The 12,709-nt window shown below is 63.3% G+C and carries 13 protein-coding genes; 8 read left to right on the forward strand and 5 right to left on the reverse strand.

Features of this window, described 5'->3' with window-relative positions:
• Window positions 1-57 precede the first annotated feature (57 nt).
• Window positions 58-738 carry a GNAT family N-acetyltransferase gene (locus tag ABMD26_RS19740; protein ID WP_354311331.1) on the forward strand — a complete coding sequence of 227 codons (681 nt, stop codon included), beginning with the start codon at window positions 58-60 and terminating at the stop codon, window positions 736-738.
• A 108-nt stretch (window positions 739-846) separates the two neighbouring features.
• On the opposite strand, the gene ABMD26_RS19745 is transcribed toward ABMD26_RS19740, so the two are convergent.
• On the reverse strand, window positions 847-1,212 hold the full coding sequence (locus ABMD26_RS19745; protein WP_049858745.1) for a response regulator: 366 nt from the start codon (window positions 1,210-1,212) through the stop codon (window positions 847-849).
• A 305-nt stretch (window positions 1,213-1,517) separates the two neighbouring features.
• Here ABMD26_RS19745 and ABMD26_RS19750 point away from each other — a divergent pair, with 305 nt between their 5' ends.
• Window positions 1,518-3,005 carry a YdgA family protein gene (locus ABMD26_RS19750; protein ID WP_354311333.1) on the forward strand — a complete coding sequence of 496 codons (1,488 nt, stop codon included), beginning with the start codon at window positions 1,518-1,520 and terminating at the stop codon, window positions 3,003-3,005.
• Between the two features lie 20 nt (window positions 3,006-3,025).
• Here ABMD26_RS19750 and ABMD26_RS19755 read toward each other — a convergent pair whose 3' ends face one another.
• Window positions 3,026-3,559: a cytochrome b gene (locus tag ABMD26_RS19755; RefSeq protein ID WP_134723135.1), complete on the reverse strand. Its 534-nt coding sequence runs from the start codon at window positions 3,557-3,559 to the stop codon at window positions 3,026-3,028.
• Between the two features lie 254 nt (window positions 3,560-3,813).
• On the opposite strand from ABMD26_RS19755, the gene ABMD26_RS19760 reads away from it, so the two are divergent.
• On the forward strand, window positions 3,814-5,706 hold the full coding sequence (locus ABMD26_RS19760; RefSeq protein ID WP_354311336.1) for a methyl-accepting chemotaxis protein: 1,893 nt from the start codon (window positions 3,814-3,816) through the stop codon (window positions 5,704-5,706).
• A 51-nt stretch (window positions 5,707-5,757) separates the two neighbouring features.
• Here ABMD26_RS19760 and ABMD26_RS19765 read toward each other — a convergent pair whose 3' ends face one another.
• Complete coding sequence (locus tag ABMD26_RS19765) at window positions 5,758-7,869, reverse strand: TonB-dependent siderophore receptor (protein WP_354311338.1); 2,112 nt, start codon at window positions 7,867-7,869, stop codon at window positions 5,758-5,760.
• Between the two features lie 227 nt (window positions 7,870-8,096).
• Here ABMD26_RS19765 and cydP point away from each other — a divergent pair, with 227 nt between their 5' ends.
• From cydP to ABMD26_RS19790, 5 genes are read left to right on the forward strand one after another with little or no spacing between them, the layout of a single operon-like run.
• Window positions 8,097-8,294, forward strand: coding sequence for a cytochrome oxidase putative small subunit CydP (gene cydP, locus ABMD26_RS19770; RefSeq protein ID WP_134723132.1), 198 nt, complete (start codon window positions 8,097-8,099; stop codon window positions 8,292-8,294).
• On the forward strand, window positions 8,291-9,877 hold the full coding sequence (locus ABMD26_RS19775) for a cytochrome ubiquinol oxidase subunit I (RefSeq protein ID WP_354311340.1): 1,587 nt from the start codon (window positions 8,291-8,293) through the stop codon (window positions 9,875-9,877). Before cydP ends, ABMD26_RS19775 begins: the two co-directional genes overlap by 4 nt.
• A complete protein-coding gene (cydB, locus tag ABMD26_RS19780) occupies window positions 9,877-11,019 on the forward strand; it encodes a cytochrome d ubiquinol oxidase subunit II (protein ID WP_134723129.1) in 1,143 nt (380 codons plus the stop codon). The genes ABMD26_RS19775 and cydB overlap by 1 nt, the downstream gene beginning before the upstream one ends.
• Before the next feature lie 12 nt (window positions 11,020-11,031).
• On the forward strand, window positions 11,032-11,148 hold the full coding sequence (gene cydX / locus ABMD26_RS19785; protein WP_056843503.1) for a cytochrome bd-I oxidase subunit CydX: 117 nt from the start codon (window positions 11,032-11,034) through the stop codon (window positions 11,146-11,148).
• Window positions 11,138-11,428, forward strand: coding sequence for a cyd operon YbgE family protein (locus tag ABMD26_RS19790; RefSeq protein WP_354311343.1), 291 nt, complete (start codon window positions 11,138-11,140; stop codon window positions 11,426-11,428). Before cydX ends, ABMD26_RS19790 begins: the two co-directional genes overlap by 11 nt.
• Before the next feature lie 19 nt (window positions 11,429-11,447).
• On the opposite strand, the gene ABMD26_RS19795 is transcribed toward ABMD26_RS19790, so the two are convergent.
• Together ABMD26_RS19795 and ABMD26_RS19800 are read right to left on the reverse strand one after the other, a co-directional pair.
• The gene (locus tag ABMD26_RS19795) at window positions 11,448-12,218 is read right to left on the reverse strand and encodes a YkgJ family cysteine cluster protein (RefSeq protein ID WP_049858736.1); all 771 of its coding nucleotides are present in this window, start codon (window positions 12,216-12,218) and stop codon (window positions 11,448-11,450) included.
• 90 nt (window positions 12,219-12,308) lie between these two features.
• Window positions 12,309-12,707 carry a hypothetical protein gene (locus ABMD26_RS19800; protein WP_056843927.1) on the reverse strand — a complete coding sequence of 133 codons (399 nt, stop codon included), beginning with the start codon at window positions 12,705-12,707 and terminating at the stop codon, window positions 12,309-12,311.
• Window positions 12,708-12,709 lie beyond the last annotated feature (2 nt).

A 12,709-nucleotide genomic window follows, 5' to 3' on the forward strand; every position in this document is an offset into this window, starting at 1 on the left:
CAGGGTTTATCATGGCGCTCTTTCACTTGCGAGCATCCTGCCGGAGCCCTGCCACCGATGTCACTGATCCACCATTCCCGTTCCGCGCCGTCCGAGGACATCAAAAGTCAGCTGCTGCAGATGGTCGTCGACTATCTCACCGACATCAGCAGTCTGGGCATCACCCCGAGCAATCCGCTCTATCAGCTCTACCAGTACGGTGTCGGCTACGAAGTGCATCAGTATCTGGAGGCGATGTCGGGCGGTCGTGAGGCGCGACCGGAACTGGTCCTGGCATTCGACGAAGCGCAGCCGGAAACGCTGGACGGGTTCGCCTTGTTCCTGCGCGCCGAGCACGACCCTTCGGTGTGTACCGTGGCCTACATGGCAGTACGCGCATCGAAACGTCGCAGGGGCGTGGCGAGGGCCTTGCTCGATGTGATCAAGCAGCGTCATGCCCATGTGGAATTGGCCTGCGTGGTGAGCAAGGTGTCGTGGTTCGAAAACATGGGGTTTCAGGTGATCGGCGCGCAAGGACCGCAGGTCAAGCTGAGCAGTGACGGTGAAACGACCGATCAGCCCATTGCGGTACTGGACGTGGCGCCCATCTATGCGTCACTGGAAGTACGGCAGATTCACGCCTATCTGCTCAATCAGCACGGCCGCAAGGCCATGCTCGAAGCCGAAAAAAAGCGTGACCGGCAACTCGACCACATGACCCGCCAGGCCGCCACATTCGCCAGGGACTCACAAATCTGACCGGTTGCCCCATCCCCCTGTAGCAGCGGCGCAAGCCGCGTCATCAACCCCCGCGGTGCCACTGATCGGTCACCGTTTCGAATCCAAGACGCTCGCGCACCGCTCACATCAATGAATATGCAGCGATTTGTTGACCTTGTTCAGCAACCGCTCGCTCGTCCAGGGCTTGGGCAAGAACTCGACGTTCGGCCCCAACACCAGGTCGCGACCGGAGAAACCGGAAGTGAGCAGGATCGGCAGGGCAGGCCAGCGCTCGGCGGCCAACATGCTCAGATCGTAGCCGTCCATTTTTCCGGGCATGCGAATGTCGCTGACCACCATGTTGACCTCGCCTGGATGGGTTTCCAGAAAGTCGCAACCTTGGTCGGCCGTCTGAAATGCCGTGACCTTGAAGCCTGCATCTTCAAGTACCGTCGTCAGCAGATCACGGATAAGATCTTCGTCTTCGAGGACCAGAATGGAGGCGGTGGGCATGGGGCGTACCTTCAAAGATGCATAAGCGGCTACACAGTCGACTGATACAACTTGAAAGGGTTCTGTGCCAAGAAAAAAAGACTGACGAAAGGGCATAAACTGTTGCGTACAAGTAACGGATATGCAAAGAGATTCAGCCCAAATCGACGATGTCGAATAAAGTCACCGGCGGTATCCTTTGCCTTCGCAGCGCTCACCTCGCTGGCTGGCTGATCACCAAGCGCAGGTGCTAACCTCATGCCGAGCGCGCCACTGTCTTGCGCCAGAGCCCCGTTGGCTCGGCACCCTTTCGAACGAGTCTGATCATGAACAAAGCAACAGGCATCCTCGCTGGCATCATAGTCGTGGCCGCAGCCGCCACCGTGGGTGGGGCCTGGTACACCGGCACTCAGCTGGAGCCGGTCCTGAGCACTGCCATCACGCAAGCCAACCGGGAATTGGCGGCGTCCTTCAACGTCGACGGCCAACCCGGCATGCAGATCGAACTGCTGTCGCTGGACCGACGTTTCTTCACCAGCACGGCGCACTACCGCATCAGACTCAACAACCTGCAGGGCGACAGTGGACCTGAAAGCCGCGAGCTGTTGCTGGTCGATCACATCGAACACGGGCCACTGCCATGGTCGCACCTCAAGGCCTTCAGGCTCATGCCGGTGATGGCGGCCAGCAACTTCGAGCTCGAGCGTAACGCCGATACCCAGGCCTGGTTCGCCATGAGCCGGAATCAGTCGCCGTTGCGCGGTCAGGTCAGCCTTGGCTACGACGGTGCCAGCGATACCCGCCTGCAACTGTTGCCGCTCGACGCCCGCGAAGGCAATGACACCGTCCGGTTTTCCGGCTTGAATGCACACCTGACGCTGAACGCCGACGCCAGCCGCTACAGCCTGACCGGTCAGAGCGATGAACTGCTCGCCGATATCGAAGGCCAGGCCGGACGCCTCCAGGCGCAGTTCAAAGGCCTGAGTTTCGACACCGGTGGCACCCTGGGCGCCTCCGGCCTGTACCTGGGGCACTCCGATCTCAAGCTGGCTCAGGCCAGCCTGCAAGGCGCCGATGTTGCGCCCGTACGCGTGGAAAATCTTTCCGCTTCCGGCCTGATGCAGGAAGTCGAAGGCAACCTGGATGTCCAGGCCAGCTACAGCGTCGGCGCCTTGAACTATGCCAGCCGCCCGGTCGGCGCGCTGCAGATGAGCGTCAAGCTGGCCAACCTCGACATCGCCGCCAGCCGCGAATTCGGCGATCTGTACCAAACCGTCATCGCCCCGCAGTGGCAGACACCTCTGTCTGATGGCACCTTACCGCCCCTGCGCTTGACCCAGGTACAGCGCCAACAACTGGACGCGGTCATCGGCAGGCTGCTCGATGCCAAGCCCCGCTTGCAACTGGAGCGGTTGAGCCTGACCACCGAACACGGTGAGAGCCATTTGAGCATGACGGCGCAACTGGCCAATCCGGCGCCGACGCAACCAGGCTCTCCTGCCTATTGGCCTGCGCTGATCGCCAGTCTGCAGGCCGATCTGCAAGTGTCCAAGCCGATGCTGGCCGACGTGGGCAGTCTGCAAGCCAGCTTGCAAGGGCAGAGCGACCCGGCACGGGTGGCCCAGGCCGGACGTGATCTGACTGCAACCATTGCCGGCTTGGGGCAGATGCTGGGCCTGGTCAAGGATGAAGGCGAACACTTGCGCGCTACCCTGCGCTACAGCGATGCCGTGGTGGATTTCAACGGTCAGAAGATGCCGCTGCAGCAATTCGCCCAGATGCTCGGCCAGGTCGGCGTCATGGGGCAGCGCTGAGGGCAGGGGTGCCGCAAGCGTCAGTCGCGCTGCGGCGGCAGCATGCGTTCGAGCATGCCGTCGCGCCGCACCGCCACGTGCCATACCGTGGCGGCCACGTGCATGACGATCAGGCCGTACACCGCAAACTGGCCCCACACATGGACGGTGTTGGCCAGTTTGCCCAGGTCCTCGTTCTTGGCGAATCCAGGCAACGATACCAGGCCGAAGAACGGCACGTCCTGGCCATTACCCGCCATCAGGTAGCCAGTCACCGGCATGGCCAGCAGTACGGCGTACAACAGGCCATGGTTCAAGTGGGCGAGCATCCTGGTGCACGCGCCGATGTCCGAACGATAGGCCGGAGCTGGGTGCCGCCAGCGCCAGGTCAGCCGGATCAGCACCAACAGGCCGACGCTGATGCCCATGGATTCATGGGCCAGGTACCAGAGCACCCGCACCGGGCCGGGTGGGAAGTTCTCCGCGACCCAGACACAGGGCAGTACCAGGCACAGCGCGGCGACCGTCAGCCAGTGCAATGCCTGGGCGAAGCCGTTGTAGCGTTCGATCACCATCCTCTCACTTCCTCAAGCGCCGCACCTGGCGGACGTATCTCGACGTCGGCGTGCCGACCGGCTGCACCCACTGGGTCATAGTATGTCCGTTAATACCGTGGTGCGAACGGCGTACCGGTCAGGCGGGCATTGTCCGATGACCCTATAACCGCCAGTCGGAAAAGATGAATCGATTTACGTTTCTGTTTCATTTCATTCAATAGCGGCAAGTCGGTGCCGATAGCCCCTGCAACTACACAGCGGACCTATCGGCCATGCACAAAACCCTGAAATTCAGCCACAAGATTCTCCTGGCCGCCTCGCTCATCGTGACTGCAGCCTTCGCGCTATTCACCTTGTACAACGATTATCTGCAGCGCAACGCCATTCGCGACGACTTGGAAAGCTACCTGCACGAAATGGGCAGCGCCACGTCCACCAACATCCAGCACTGGCTCTCGGGTCGTATTCTGCTGGCCGAAACCCTGGCCGAGAGCGTTGCCCTCAACCCCACTGCCGAGGCCGTGGGTGCGTTGCTCAAGCAGAAAACCCTGCTGGCCAACTTTGATTTCGCCTACCTGGGCGACGTCTCCGGCAACTACTTTCTGGAGCCACCGGACACCATGCCCGAAGGCTACGATGCGCGCACGCGGCCCTGGTACACCGATGCCATGAGTGCGCGTCGGACCGTTCTCACCGAGCCCTACATCGATGCCGCCAACGGCAAGACCATCCTCACCATCGCTACCCCCGCCATGAGCAGCAACGGCCAGCCGGTCGGCGTCGTGGGTGGCGACTTGAGCCTGGACACCCTGGTCAAGACCATCAACTCGCTGGATTTCGACGGCGGTGGCTACGCCTTTCTGGTCAGCGGCGATGGCAAGATCCTGGTTCATCCCGACAGCCAGCTGGTCATGAAATCTCTCAAGGACGTGTACCCGCAGCACACCCCGCGCATCGGCGATGACGTGACCGAGGTCGAACGCGATGGCCGCGTCTCCATCGTCACCTTCGCCAAGGTCGAGGGCCTGCCTTCGGTGGACTGGTACATCGGTCTGAGCATGGACAAGGCCAAAGCCTACGCCATGCTCAGCCAGTTCCGCAGCTCGGCGGTGATCGCCACGATCGTCGCCGTGGTCCTGATCATCGCCTTGCTGGGCATGCTGATTCGCCTGCTGATGCAGCCGCTTCATACCATGGGCCGGGCCATGCACGACATCGCCGAGGGCGAGGGTGATCTGACCCGTCGCCTGAGCATCCACAGCGCCGATGAATTCGGCACCCTGGCCCTGTCCTTCAACCGTTTCGTGGAGCGTATCCACGACTCGATCCGCGAAGTGTCCTCGGCCACCGGCCAGGTCAACGAAGTGGCCCAGCGGGTGGTCAGCGCCTCGAACTCTTCGATGCTCAACTCCGATCAGCAGGCCAATCGCACCAGCAGCGTGGCGGCGGCCATCAACGAACTGGGCGCCGCCGCGCAGGAAATCGCCCAGAACGCCGCCCTGGCTTCGCAGCACTCCAGTGCCGCGCGCAATCTGGCCGCCGATGGCCAGGCCGTGGTCGGCCAGACCATCAGCGCCATGAATCTGCTGTCGCAGAAAATCAGCGGCTCGTGCGGCAACATCGAAAGCCTCAATGCCAGCACGGTGAACATCGGTCAGATCCTGGAAGTGATCACCAGCATTTCCCAGCAGACCAACCTGCTCGCGCTCAATGCCGCCATCGAAGCAGCGCGGGCTGGCGAAGCAGGGCGCGGCTTCGCCGTGGTCGCCGACGAAGTGCGCAATCTGGCGCACCGTACCCAGGAATCGGCCCAGCAGGTGCAGGGCATGATCGAGCAGTTGCAGGTGGGAGCGCGCCAGGCCGTCATCCTGATGAACGAAAGCCAGGGCCAGAGCGAATCCAGTGTCACCATCGCCAACCAGGCCGGCGAACGTCTGGTCAGCGTGACCCAGCGCATCGGCGAGATCGACGGCATGAACCAGTCGGTGGCCGCAGCCACCGAAGAGCAGACCTCGGTGGTGGAATCGATCAACGTCGATATCACCGAGATCAACACCCTCAATCAGGAGGGTGTCGAGAACCTGCAATCCACTCTGCGCGCGTGCGCCGACCTCGAGCAGCAGGCGTTGCGCCTCAAGCAGCTGGTCGGCAGTTTCCGCATCTGACCACCCGGCCAGCGCCGGCACGACGGCTTCCAGGGAAGGAGCCGCGTCAGGCTACAGATCCATCGCCACGCTGAAGGTCAGATTGCGCGGTTCGCCCGGCATCGCCCAGTAGTTGCTGTAGGAACGCTCGAAGTACTTCTCGTCGAACAGGTTGTTCAGGTTGACGCCCAGGGTGACCTTGTCGCTGGCCTTGTAGTGCGCCAGCAGATCGACCGTGTGGTAGGCGGGCAGCTCGAAATTGCCCCCCGACTCCCCGGACCGGTCGCCCACGTAGGTGAACGCTGCACCGATATCGGAACCGCGCAGCCGGCCATCCTGAAACTCATAGACGCCCAGCAGGCTGGCGCTGTTGCGTGCCACACCGAGCAGGCGGCTGCCCTTGGGCACGCTGGCGTCGCCCTCGGTCACCTCGGCATCGATCCAGGCGTAGGCGCCGATAACACGCAGCGCGTCGCTCAGCTGGCCGCTGAACTGCAGGTCGACGCCCTGGCTACGGGCTTTGCCGATGGCCCGGTTGAGGTTGCTCGTCGGGTCCAGCGCCAGCACGTTCTCCTTGTCGATGTGGAAGGCTGCCAAGGTGGCGCTCAGGCGTTCGTCGAACAGTTCGGCCTTGAAACCGGCTTCGTAGCCGATGCCTTCTTCCGGGTCGAATGACCTGCCACTGGCATCCAGGCCGTTGTTGGGCTTGAACGAGGTGGACGCATTGGCGAACACACCCCATTGCGGCGTGAGCTGGTAGAGCAGGCCGGCACGCTGGGTGAAGGCGTCCTGGCGCTGGGTACTGCGGTTGCCAGTGGTGTAGTCGGCGATGCGCTGGTCGAAATGCTCGTAGCGAACCCCGAGCATGCCGCGCAGCTTTTCGCTGAAGACCAGTTGATCCTGCAGGTTCAGCGCGTGGCTGCGCACATGCTCGCGGAAGTCGGTGCCCGAACGCGCGCCGGTGGGTTTGGCCTGACCATACACCGGATTGAAGATGTCGATGGGATAGGCACCGGCTGTGTTGGTCACCCGTTCGTTCTTGCGGTAATCCTCGTACTCGGTGCCGATCAACAGTTCATGCTGCACGCTGGCGGTGTCGAGAAAGCCGCGCAGCTCGACCTGGCTGATGCTGTCGTGCCAATCCATGTCGCGCTCGCGATAGCGGCGGTTGACGGTGCGTCCGTCGGCGTTGAGCGCGCGGGCCTCGCTGGCATCGCCGCTCAGCTCGCCCTGTTTGTAGTGGCTGGCCACGCGCAGTTGCCAGTCGTCGCTGAGGCGGTGCTCCAGCGTGGCCTGGATACGGTTGTTGTCGTTGTCGATGAAACCGTCATTGGGCTCGCCGAGAAAGGTCCGCCGCGAGCCGCCACCCCAGCCGTTGCCAGGTGCCACCACACCGCGGTCGAACACCGACTGATGCCGCACCAGTTCGGTCTCCACCAGCAATGAAGTGTCCGGATCCAGTTGCCAGCTCAACGACGGCGCCACGTACAACCGCTTGCTCTGCACATGGTCACGAAAGCTGTGGTTGTCCTCCACCGCCAGGTTGACGCGGCTGAGCACCTGACCTTCGTCATCGAGCGGGGTGTTCAGGTCCAGGCTGGTGCGGTAGCGATCCCATGAGCCGGCACTGCCGTACAGGCGAGCGAAGGAGTCGGCCTGCGGTTTCTTGCTGACGATGTTGACCGTCCCACCGGGGTCGCCCCGCCCGTACAGGCTGGCGGCCGGCCCCTTGAGCACCTCGATGCGCTCGATGCTAGACACGTCCGGTGTAGCGGGGTAGCCACGGTTGGCGCTGAAACCGTCGCGGTAGAACTCCGAGGTGGTGAAGCCGCGCACGCTGTATTCGTACAGGGTCAGCCCGCCGAAGTTGTTCTGCTGGGACACCCCACCTGCGTATTGCAGGGCCCGCTCCACGTTGGTGCTGCCCAGGTCCTGAAGAACCTGTACCGGGACTACGCTCACGGCCTGGGGGATGTCCTTGATCGCAGCGTCGGTCTTGGTCGCGCTGCCCGAGCGCGTGGCGCGGTAGCCTGTGACCGGGCTATTGGCCGTCTCCATCTCGCCGCCAGCGGTCACGCTGATGGCTTCCAGTTCAAGGGTCTCGGGCGGGGTTTCGGCATAGGCGGGCAAGCCCAGCACGCTGAAGGCGAAGCCGGCCAGGGGGGCGAAGCGAGGTGAGCGCATGTGCAGCAGTCCATTGATGATTATAGTTATATTATAACGTCATGAATTGCGCCACTGCCTAGCTCTTTTCAACATCCTCTGGAAGCGGTGTTCCTTCCTGAGCCAACCGATGTGGCGCTTGGTCGCAGCTTGGCGCTCGAGAATCATTGATCTGGATCAATGGCCGTCTGGCGGTGCGGGCAGAAAATCCGCCCACCTACCGACCCGCCCGACACCGAGTGCCACCCATGTCCGGACACTTCGACTTCCTCAAGAAACCGCTCGCCCGGGAAATCGCCGTGATTGTGCTGATCAAGCTGGTCCTGCTGCTGGGCATTCGCAGCCTGTGGTTCGACGCGGGCGTAGACGTCAAGGATGACGGCACCACCGTCGGCCAGCATGTGCTCGGCTCCGCTTCCCCACCTCTCGAGAAGAACTTGAAATGATCTCCGAATCAGTCGTCGACCTCTCTCGGCTGCAGTTCGCCATGACCGCGCTCTATCACTTTCTGTTCGTGCCCCTGACCATCGGCATGGCGTTCCTGCTCGCCATCATGGAATCGGTCTACGTCATGACCGGCAAGCAGGTGTACAAGGACATGACCCAGTTCTGGGGCAAGCTGTTCGGCATCAACTTTGCCCTGGGCGTGACCACCGGGCTGACCATGGAATTCCAGTTCGGCACCAACTGGGCCTATTACAGCCACTACGTGGGCGATATCTTCGGTGCGCCGCTGGCCATCGAAGGGCTGATGGCGTTCTTCCTCGAATCGACCTTCATCGGCTTGTTCTTCTTCGGCTGGGACCGCCTCTCACGCAAGCAGCACTTGGCGGTGACCTGGCTGGTGGCGCTGGGCTCGAACCTTTCCGCGTTGTGGATCCTGATCGCCAACGGCTGGATGCAGAACCCGGTGGGCGCCGAGTTCAACTTCGTCACCATGCGCATGGAGCTGACCAGCTTCAGCGACCTGCTGTTCAACCCGGTGGCCCAGGTCAAGTTCGTCCACACCGTGGCCGCCGGCTACGTCACCGGCGCGGTCTTCATCCTGGCGATCTCCAGCTGGTACCTGCTCAAGGGCCGCGACATCGCTTTCGCCCGGCGCTCGTTCGCCATCGCCGCCGCGTTCGGCATGGCGTCGATCCTCTCGGTGATCGTGCTGGGCGATGAGTCCGGCTACGAGATCGGCGACGTGCAGAAAACCAAACTGGCCGCCATCGAAGCCGAATGGGAAACCGAACCGGCGCCAGCCGCCTTTACCTTGTTCGGCCTGCCCAACCAGGCTGAACAACGCACCGACTACGCGGTGAAGATCCCCTACGTCATGGGCATCATCGCCACCCGCTCGGTGGACAAGCAGGTCACCGGCATCAAGGACCTGGTGATCGAGCACCAGGCACGCATCCGCAATGGCATGCAGGCCTACGCACTGCTGGGGCAACTGCGTGGCGGCGACCTCAGCGAACAGACCCTGAGCGCCTTCAATCAGGTCAAGAAAGACCTGGGCTATGGCCTGCTGCTGAAGAAGTACACCGACACCGTGGTCGACGCCAGCGACGCGCAGATCGAGGCCGCCGCGCTGGACTCGATCCCCGGTGTGGCGTCGATCTTCTGGACCTTCCGCCTCATGGTGCTCAGCGGCGTGCTGATGCTGGGGCTGTTCATCTGCGCCTTCTGGGCCTCGATCCGCCGCGACGAAACACGCAAACCCTGGCTGCTCAAGTGGGCGCTGTTCAGCCTGCCGTTGCCGTGGGTCGCGACCCAGACCGGCTGGTACGTCGCCGAACACGGCCGCCAGCCCTGGTCGATCGGTGAAGTGCTGCCCACCCACCTGTCGGCGTCGAGTCTTTCCACGGGTGACGTCTGGGGATCGCTTCTGGCCCTGGCCGCGTTCTACACCGTGCTGCTGGTGATCGAGATGTACCTGATGATCAAGTTCACCCGGCAGGGCCCGAGCAGCCTGCACACCGGTCGCTATCACTTCGAACGCGGGGCGGCGTTGCCCCACGGTCCGCTACAGGGAGCCATCTGATGTTCGATTACGAGAATCTCAAGTTGATCTGGTGGGTGTTGGTCGGCGTGCTGCTGATCGGCTTTGCCCTGACCGACGGGTTCGACCTGGGTGCCGCTGTGCTGATGCCCTTCGTCGGCCGCAATGACAACGAGCGCCGTGTGGTGATCAACACCATCGCACCGCACTGGGATGGCAATCAGGTCTGGCTGATCACGGCCGGTGGCGCCTTGTTCGCAGCCTGGCCACTGGTCTACGCCGCAGCCTTCTCCGGCCTTTACTGGGCCTTGCTGCTGGTGCTGTTCGCCCTGTTCGTGCGTCCGGTGGGCTTCGATTACCGCAGCAAGCTGGCCAACACGCGCTGGCGGCAGAGCTGGGATTGGGGCCTGTTCGTGGGCGGCGTGGTACCGGCGCTGGTGTTCGGCGTCGCCTTCGGCAACCTGCTGCTGGGCCTGCCGTTCCGCTTCGACGACACCTTGCGTTCCAGCTACCACGGCTCGTTCTGGCAACTGCTCAGCCCCTTCGGCGTGCTCGCCGGCGTGGTCAGCCTGAGCCTGCTGAGCCTGCACGGCGGAACCTGGCTGATGATGCGCACCGAAGGCGCGATCGCCGGACGCGCCCGGCAGGCTGCCGTGGCCATGGCGGTACTGTTCGTGCTGGCCTTCGGCGGCGCCGGTGCCTGGTTGGCGAGCGGTCATGTGCAAGGCCTGGTGATCAGTTCGAATCTGGACCCGCAACTGGCGCTCAACCCCTTGGCCAAGACGGTCGTCAGCGGCAACCCAGGCTGGATGGGCAATTACGTGCGCCATCCGCTGACGGCCATCGCGCCGGTGCTGGGCATGCTTGGCGGTGTGCTGGCGCTGTTGGCCGCCGCAGGCCGGCGTGCCTCGCTGGCCTTCGCCGGCAGCAGCCTGGCGATCGTCGGCACGCTATGCACCGCAGGCTTTGCGCTGTTCCCGTTCGTCATGCCCTCCAGCCTGGATCCGGCGTCGAGCCTGACCGTGTGGGACGCGGTGTCCAGCCACAAGACCCTGCTGATCATGCTGGTCGCCGCAGGCATCTTCGTGCCCTTGATCCTTTGCTACACGCTGTGGTGCTACCGCCGCATGTGGGGCCGGGTCACCACCGCTCAGATCGAGCAGAACGCGCACAGCCTTTACTGAAGGAGCCTGACTATGTGGTATTTCGCCTGGATTCTGGGAGTGCTGCTGGCGTGCAGCCTGGGCATCATCAACGCCCTGTGGCTGGAAGCCTCCAACGCCCTGGACGAGGACCCTGCGGATGAACGCTGAAGCGGCGCCCGCGCTCCGCACGCCCGGCTGGCGCTGGCTGTCATTGCTGCTCGCCGGACCGATCAGCCTGGTGTTGCTGTTGCACCCGGTGGCCTTGCTCGATGCCCAGGGACATTACAGCCATGGCCTGCTGAGCCTGATGATGTGGGGCATTGCCGCCGGATACGTGCACGGGGTCGGCTTCGATCCGCGTGCCTGGGCCTGGCGCCTGATCTTTCACCCCTTGCTGGGGTGGGCCTTGATGGCCCTGGGTTACTGGGTACTGTTGCGTAACCTCTGAACCCACCCACAACGGGTATTCAGGCCGCGCGACGCAGCGAGATGAACATGGCGTCGTCGGCCAGGATGGCGGCGATCATCGCGCCAGTTTCGGCCAGGCGCCGGGCCAGGTCCTCGTCCGGAATGTGCAGGTCCCAGCGCGTCGAGTTGTCTTCCAGCATCGGCATATCGTCGACTTCGCGCAGCGCGGCAAGGAACGCGGCGGGCTGTGGCAGGTAAGTGGTGAAGCCGTCGCCCTTGAGCGCAGCGGTATGAATGCCCAACTGCGCGCAGACCTGCGCCTTGGCAGCGATGTCGTCACGGTCGGCCTGGCGCGATTGTTCAATCAGCGCCGCCAGCGGCGCGTCCACCAACTGCCCGCCGGCGATCAGCGCAGGGCCCGTGGCCCAGGCTTCGCTGGGGCAGTCCTTCATGTCCGGACGCAGCGGGATGTGCGGATTGATCTCCATCGGATAGATGCGACACACCAGCGGCCGCTCGGCATAGATACCGCAGCGGTTGTCGGCGTTCAGATTCCGGCAGGGGCCCAGGTTGTAGGCTGCGAAGGTGATCGAGACGTAGGCGGGCGCGCTGCCGCACAGCACCGGGAGCGAGCGACGGCGGGCATGTTCCTGCTGGGCGTGGCTGAGGTTGAGGCTGTGCAGGCCGGGGCCGTTTTCCAGGAAGGCTTCGAGCAACACGATCAGTTGACCGCCATCCTCCGCCCAGCGCCGCGCCTCGGCCAGGGTCAGCGGTACGTGGTGGTCGCTGCAGCATTTGCCGCACCCGGTGCAAGAAAAACGTGTGTCCATGCAAACCCCGTCTGAACTAGATGAATGACGAAAACGTGGCGCTTCGTCATCAGTGAGAGGGGAGAGAGCAGATTCCGTGCCAGCCTGACTTCAGCCACCGAGCAGGTCATGGGCGTCCAGCAGCCTGTAAGCCACTTGAGGGTTCTTTTCCAGGCCGCGACGGATGGCCGCCGGAATCGACTGCCGCGTCTTGCGACACAGTCCCGGCAACGCCTCGATGTGAATGGCAATGCCGCGCATGCTGCGCACGGTGCTCGCGCCTGGCGTGACTTCCACGCGCAGCCCGAGCTGCTCGAAGATGCGTTGTTGCAGGCGCCGCAGCTCCTCCAGGCTTTCCACGTTCTCCAGGCGTTCGAGCAGGCGTTTCTCTTCCTCGCGAGTCAGGCGCAGGATGCGCAAGTCGGCGTCGGGTAACGCGTGCAGCCGTTCGCGCTCGCAGATGCAAGCGCCGGGTGGGCAGGGTTGGCGAGCGACAGGGGCCATGTTCATGA

It is taken from the genome of Pseudomonas sp. PvP001 (assembly GCF_040546375.1).
Taxonomy (GTDB): domain Bacteria; phylum Pseudomonadota; class Gammaproteobacteria; order Pseudomonadales; family Pseudomonadaceae; genus Aquipseudomonas; species Aquipseudomonas coleopterorum.

Excerpts from the sequence above, each read along its gene's own strand:
- ABMD26_RS19800 (WP_056843927.1), bottom strand. The coding sequence starts at position 12,707 with ATGAACATGGCCCCTGTCGCTCGCCAACCCTGCCCACCCGGCGCTTGC.
- ABMD26_RS19750 (WP_354311333.1), top strand. The coding sequence starts at position 1,518 with ATGAACAAAGCAACAGGCATCCTCGCTGGCATCATAGTCGTGGCCGCA.
- ABMD26_RS19755 (WP_134723135.1), bottom strand. The coding sequence starts at position 3,559 with ATGGTGATCGAACGCTACAACGGCTTCGCCCAGGCATTGCACTGGCTG.
- cydB (WP_134723129.1), top strand. The coding sequence starts at position 9,877 with ATGTTCGATTACGAGAATCTCAAGTTGATCTGGTGGGTGTTGGTCGGC.
- cydP (WP_134723132.1), top strand. The coding sequence starts at position 8,097 with ATGTCCGGACACTTCGACTTCCTCAAGAAACCGCTCGCCCGGGAAATC.
- ABMD26_RS19765 (WP_354311338.1), bottom strand. The coding sequence starts at position 7,869 with ATGCGCTCACCTCGCTTCGCCCCCCTGGCCGGCTTCGCCTTCAGCGTG.
- ABMD26_RS19760 (WP_354311336.1), top strand. The coding sequence starts at position 3,814 with ATGCACAAAACCCTGAAATTCAGCCACAAGATTCTCCTGGCCGCCTCG.
- ABMD26_RS19795 (WP_049858736.1), bottom strand. The coding sequence starts at position 12,218 with ATGGACACACGTTTTTCTTGCACCGGGTGCGGCAAATGCTGCAGCGAC.
- cydX (WP_056843503.1), top strand. The coding sequence starts at position 11,032 with ATGTGGTATTTCGCCTGGATTCTGGGAGTGCTGCTGGCGTGCAGCCTG.
- ABMD26_RS19740 (WP_354311331.1), top strand. The coding sequence starts at position 58 with ATGTCACTGATCCACCATTCCCGTTCCGCGCCGTCCGAGGACATCAAA.
- ABMD26_RS19745 (WP_049858745.1), bottom strand. The coding sequence starts at position 1,212 with ATGCCCACCGCCTCCATTCTGGTCCTCGAAGACGAAGATCTTATCCGT.
- ABMD26_RS19775 (WP_354311340.1), top strand. The coding sequence starts at position 8,291 with ATGATCTCCGAATCAGTCGTCGACCTCTCTCGGCTGCAGTTCGCCATG.
- ABMD26_RS19790 (WP_354311343.1), top strand. The coding sequence starts at position 11,138 with ATGAACGCTGAAGCGGCGCCCGCGCTCCGCACGCCCGGCTGGCGCTGG.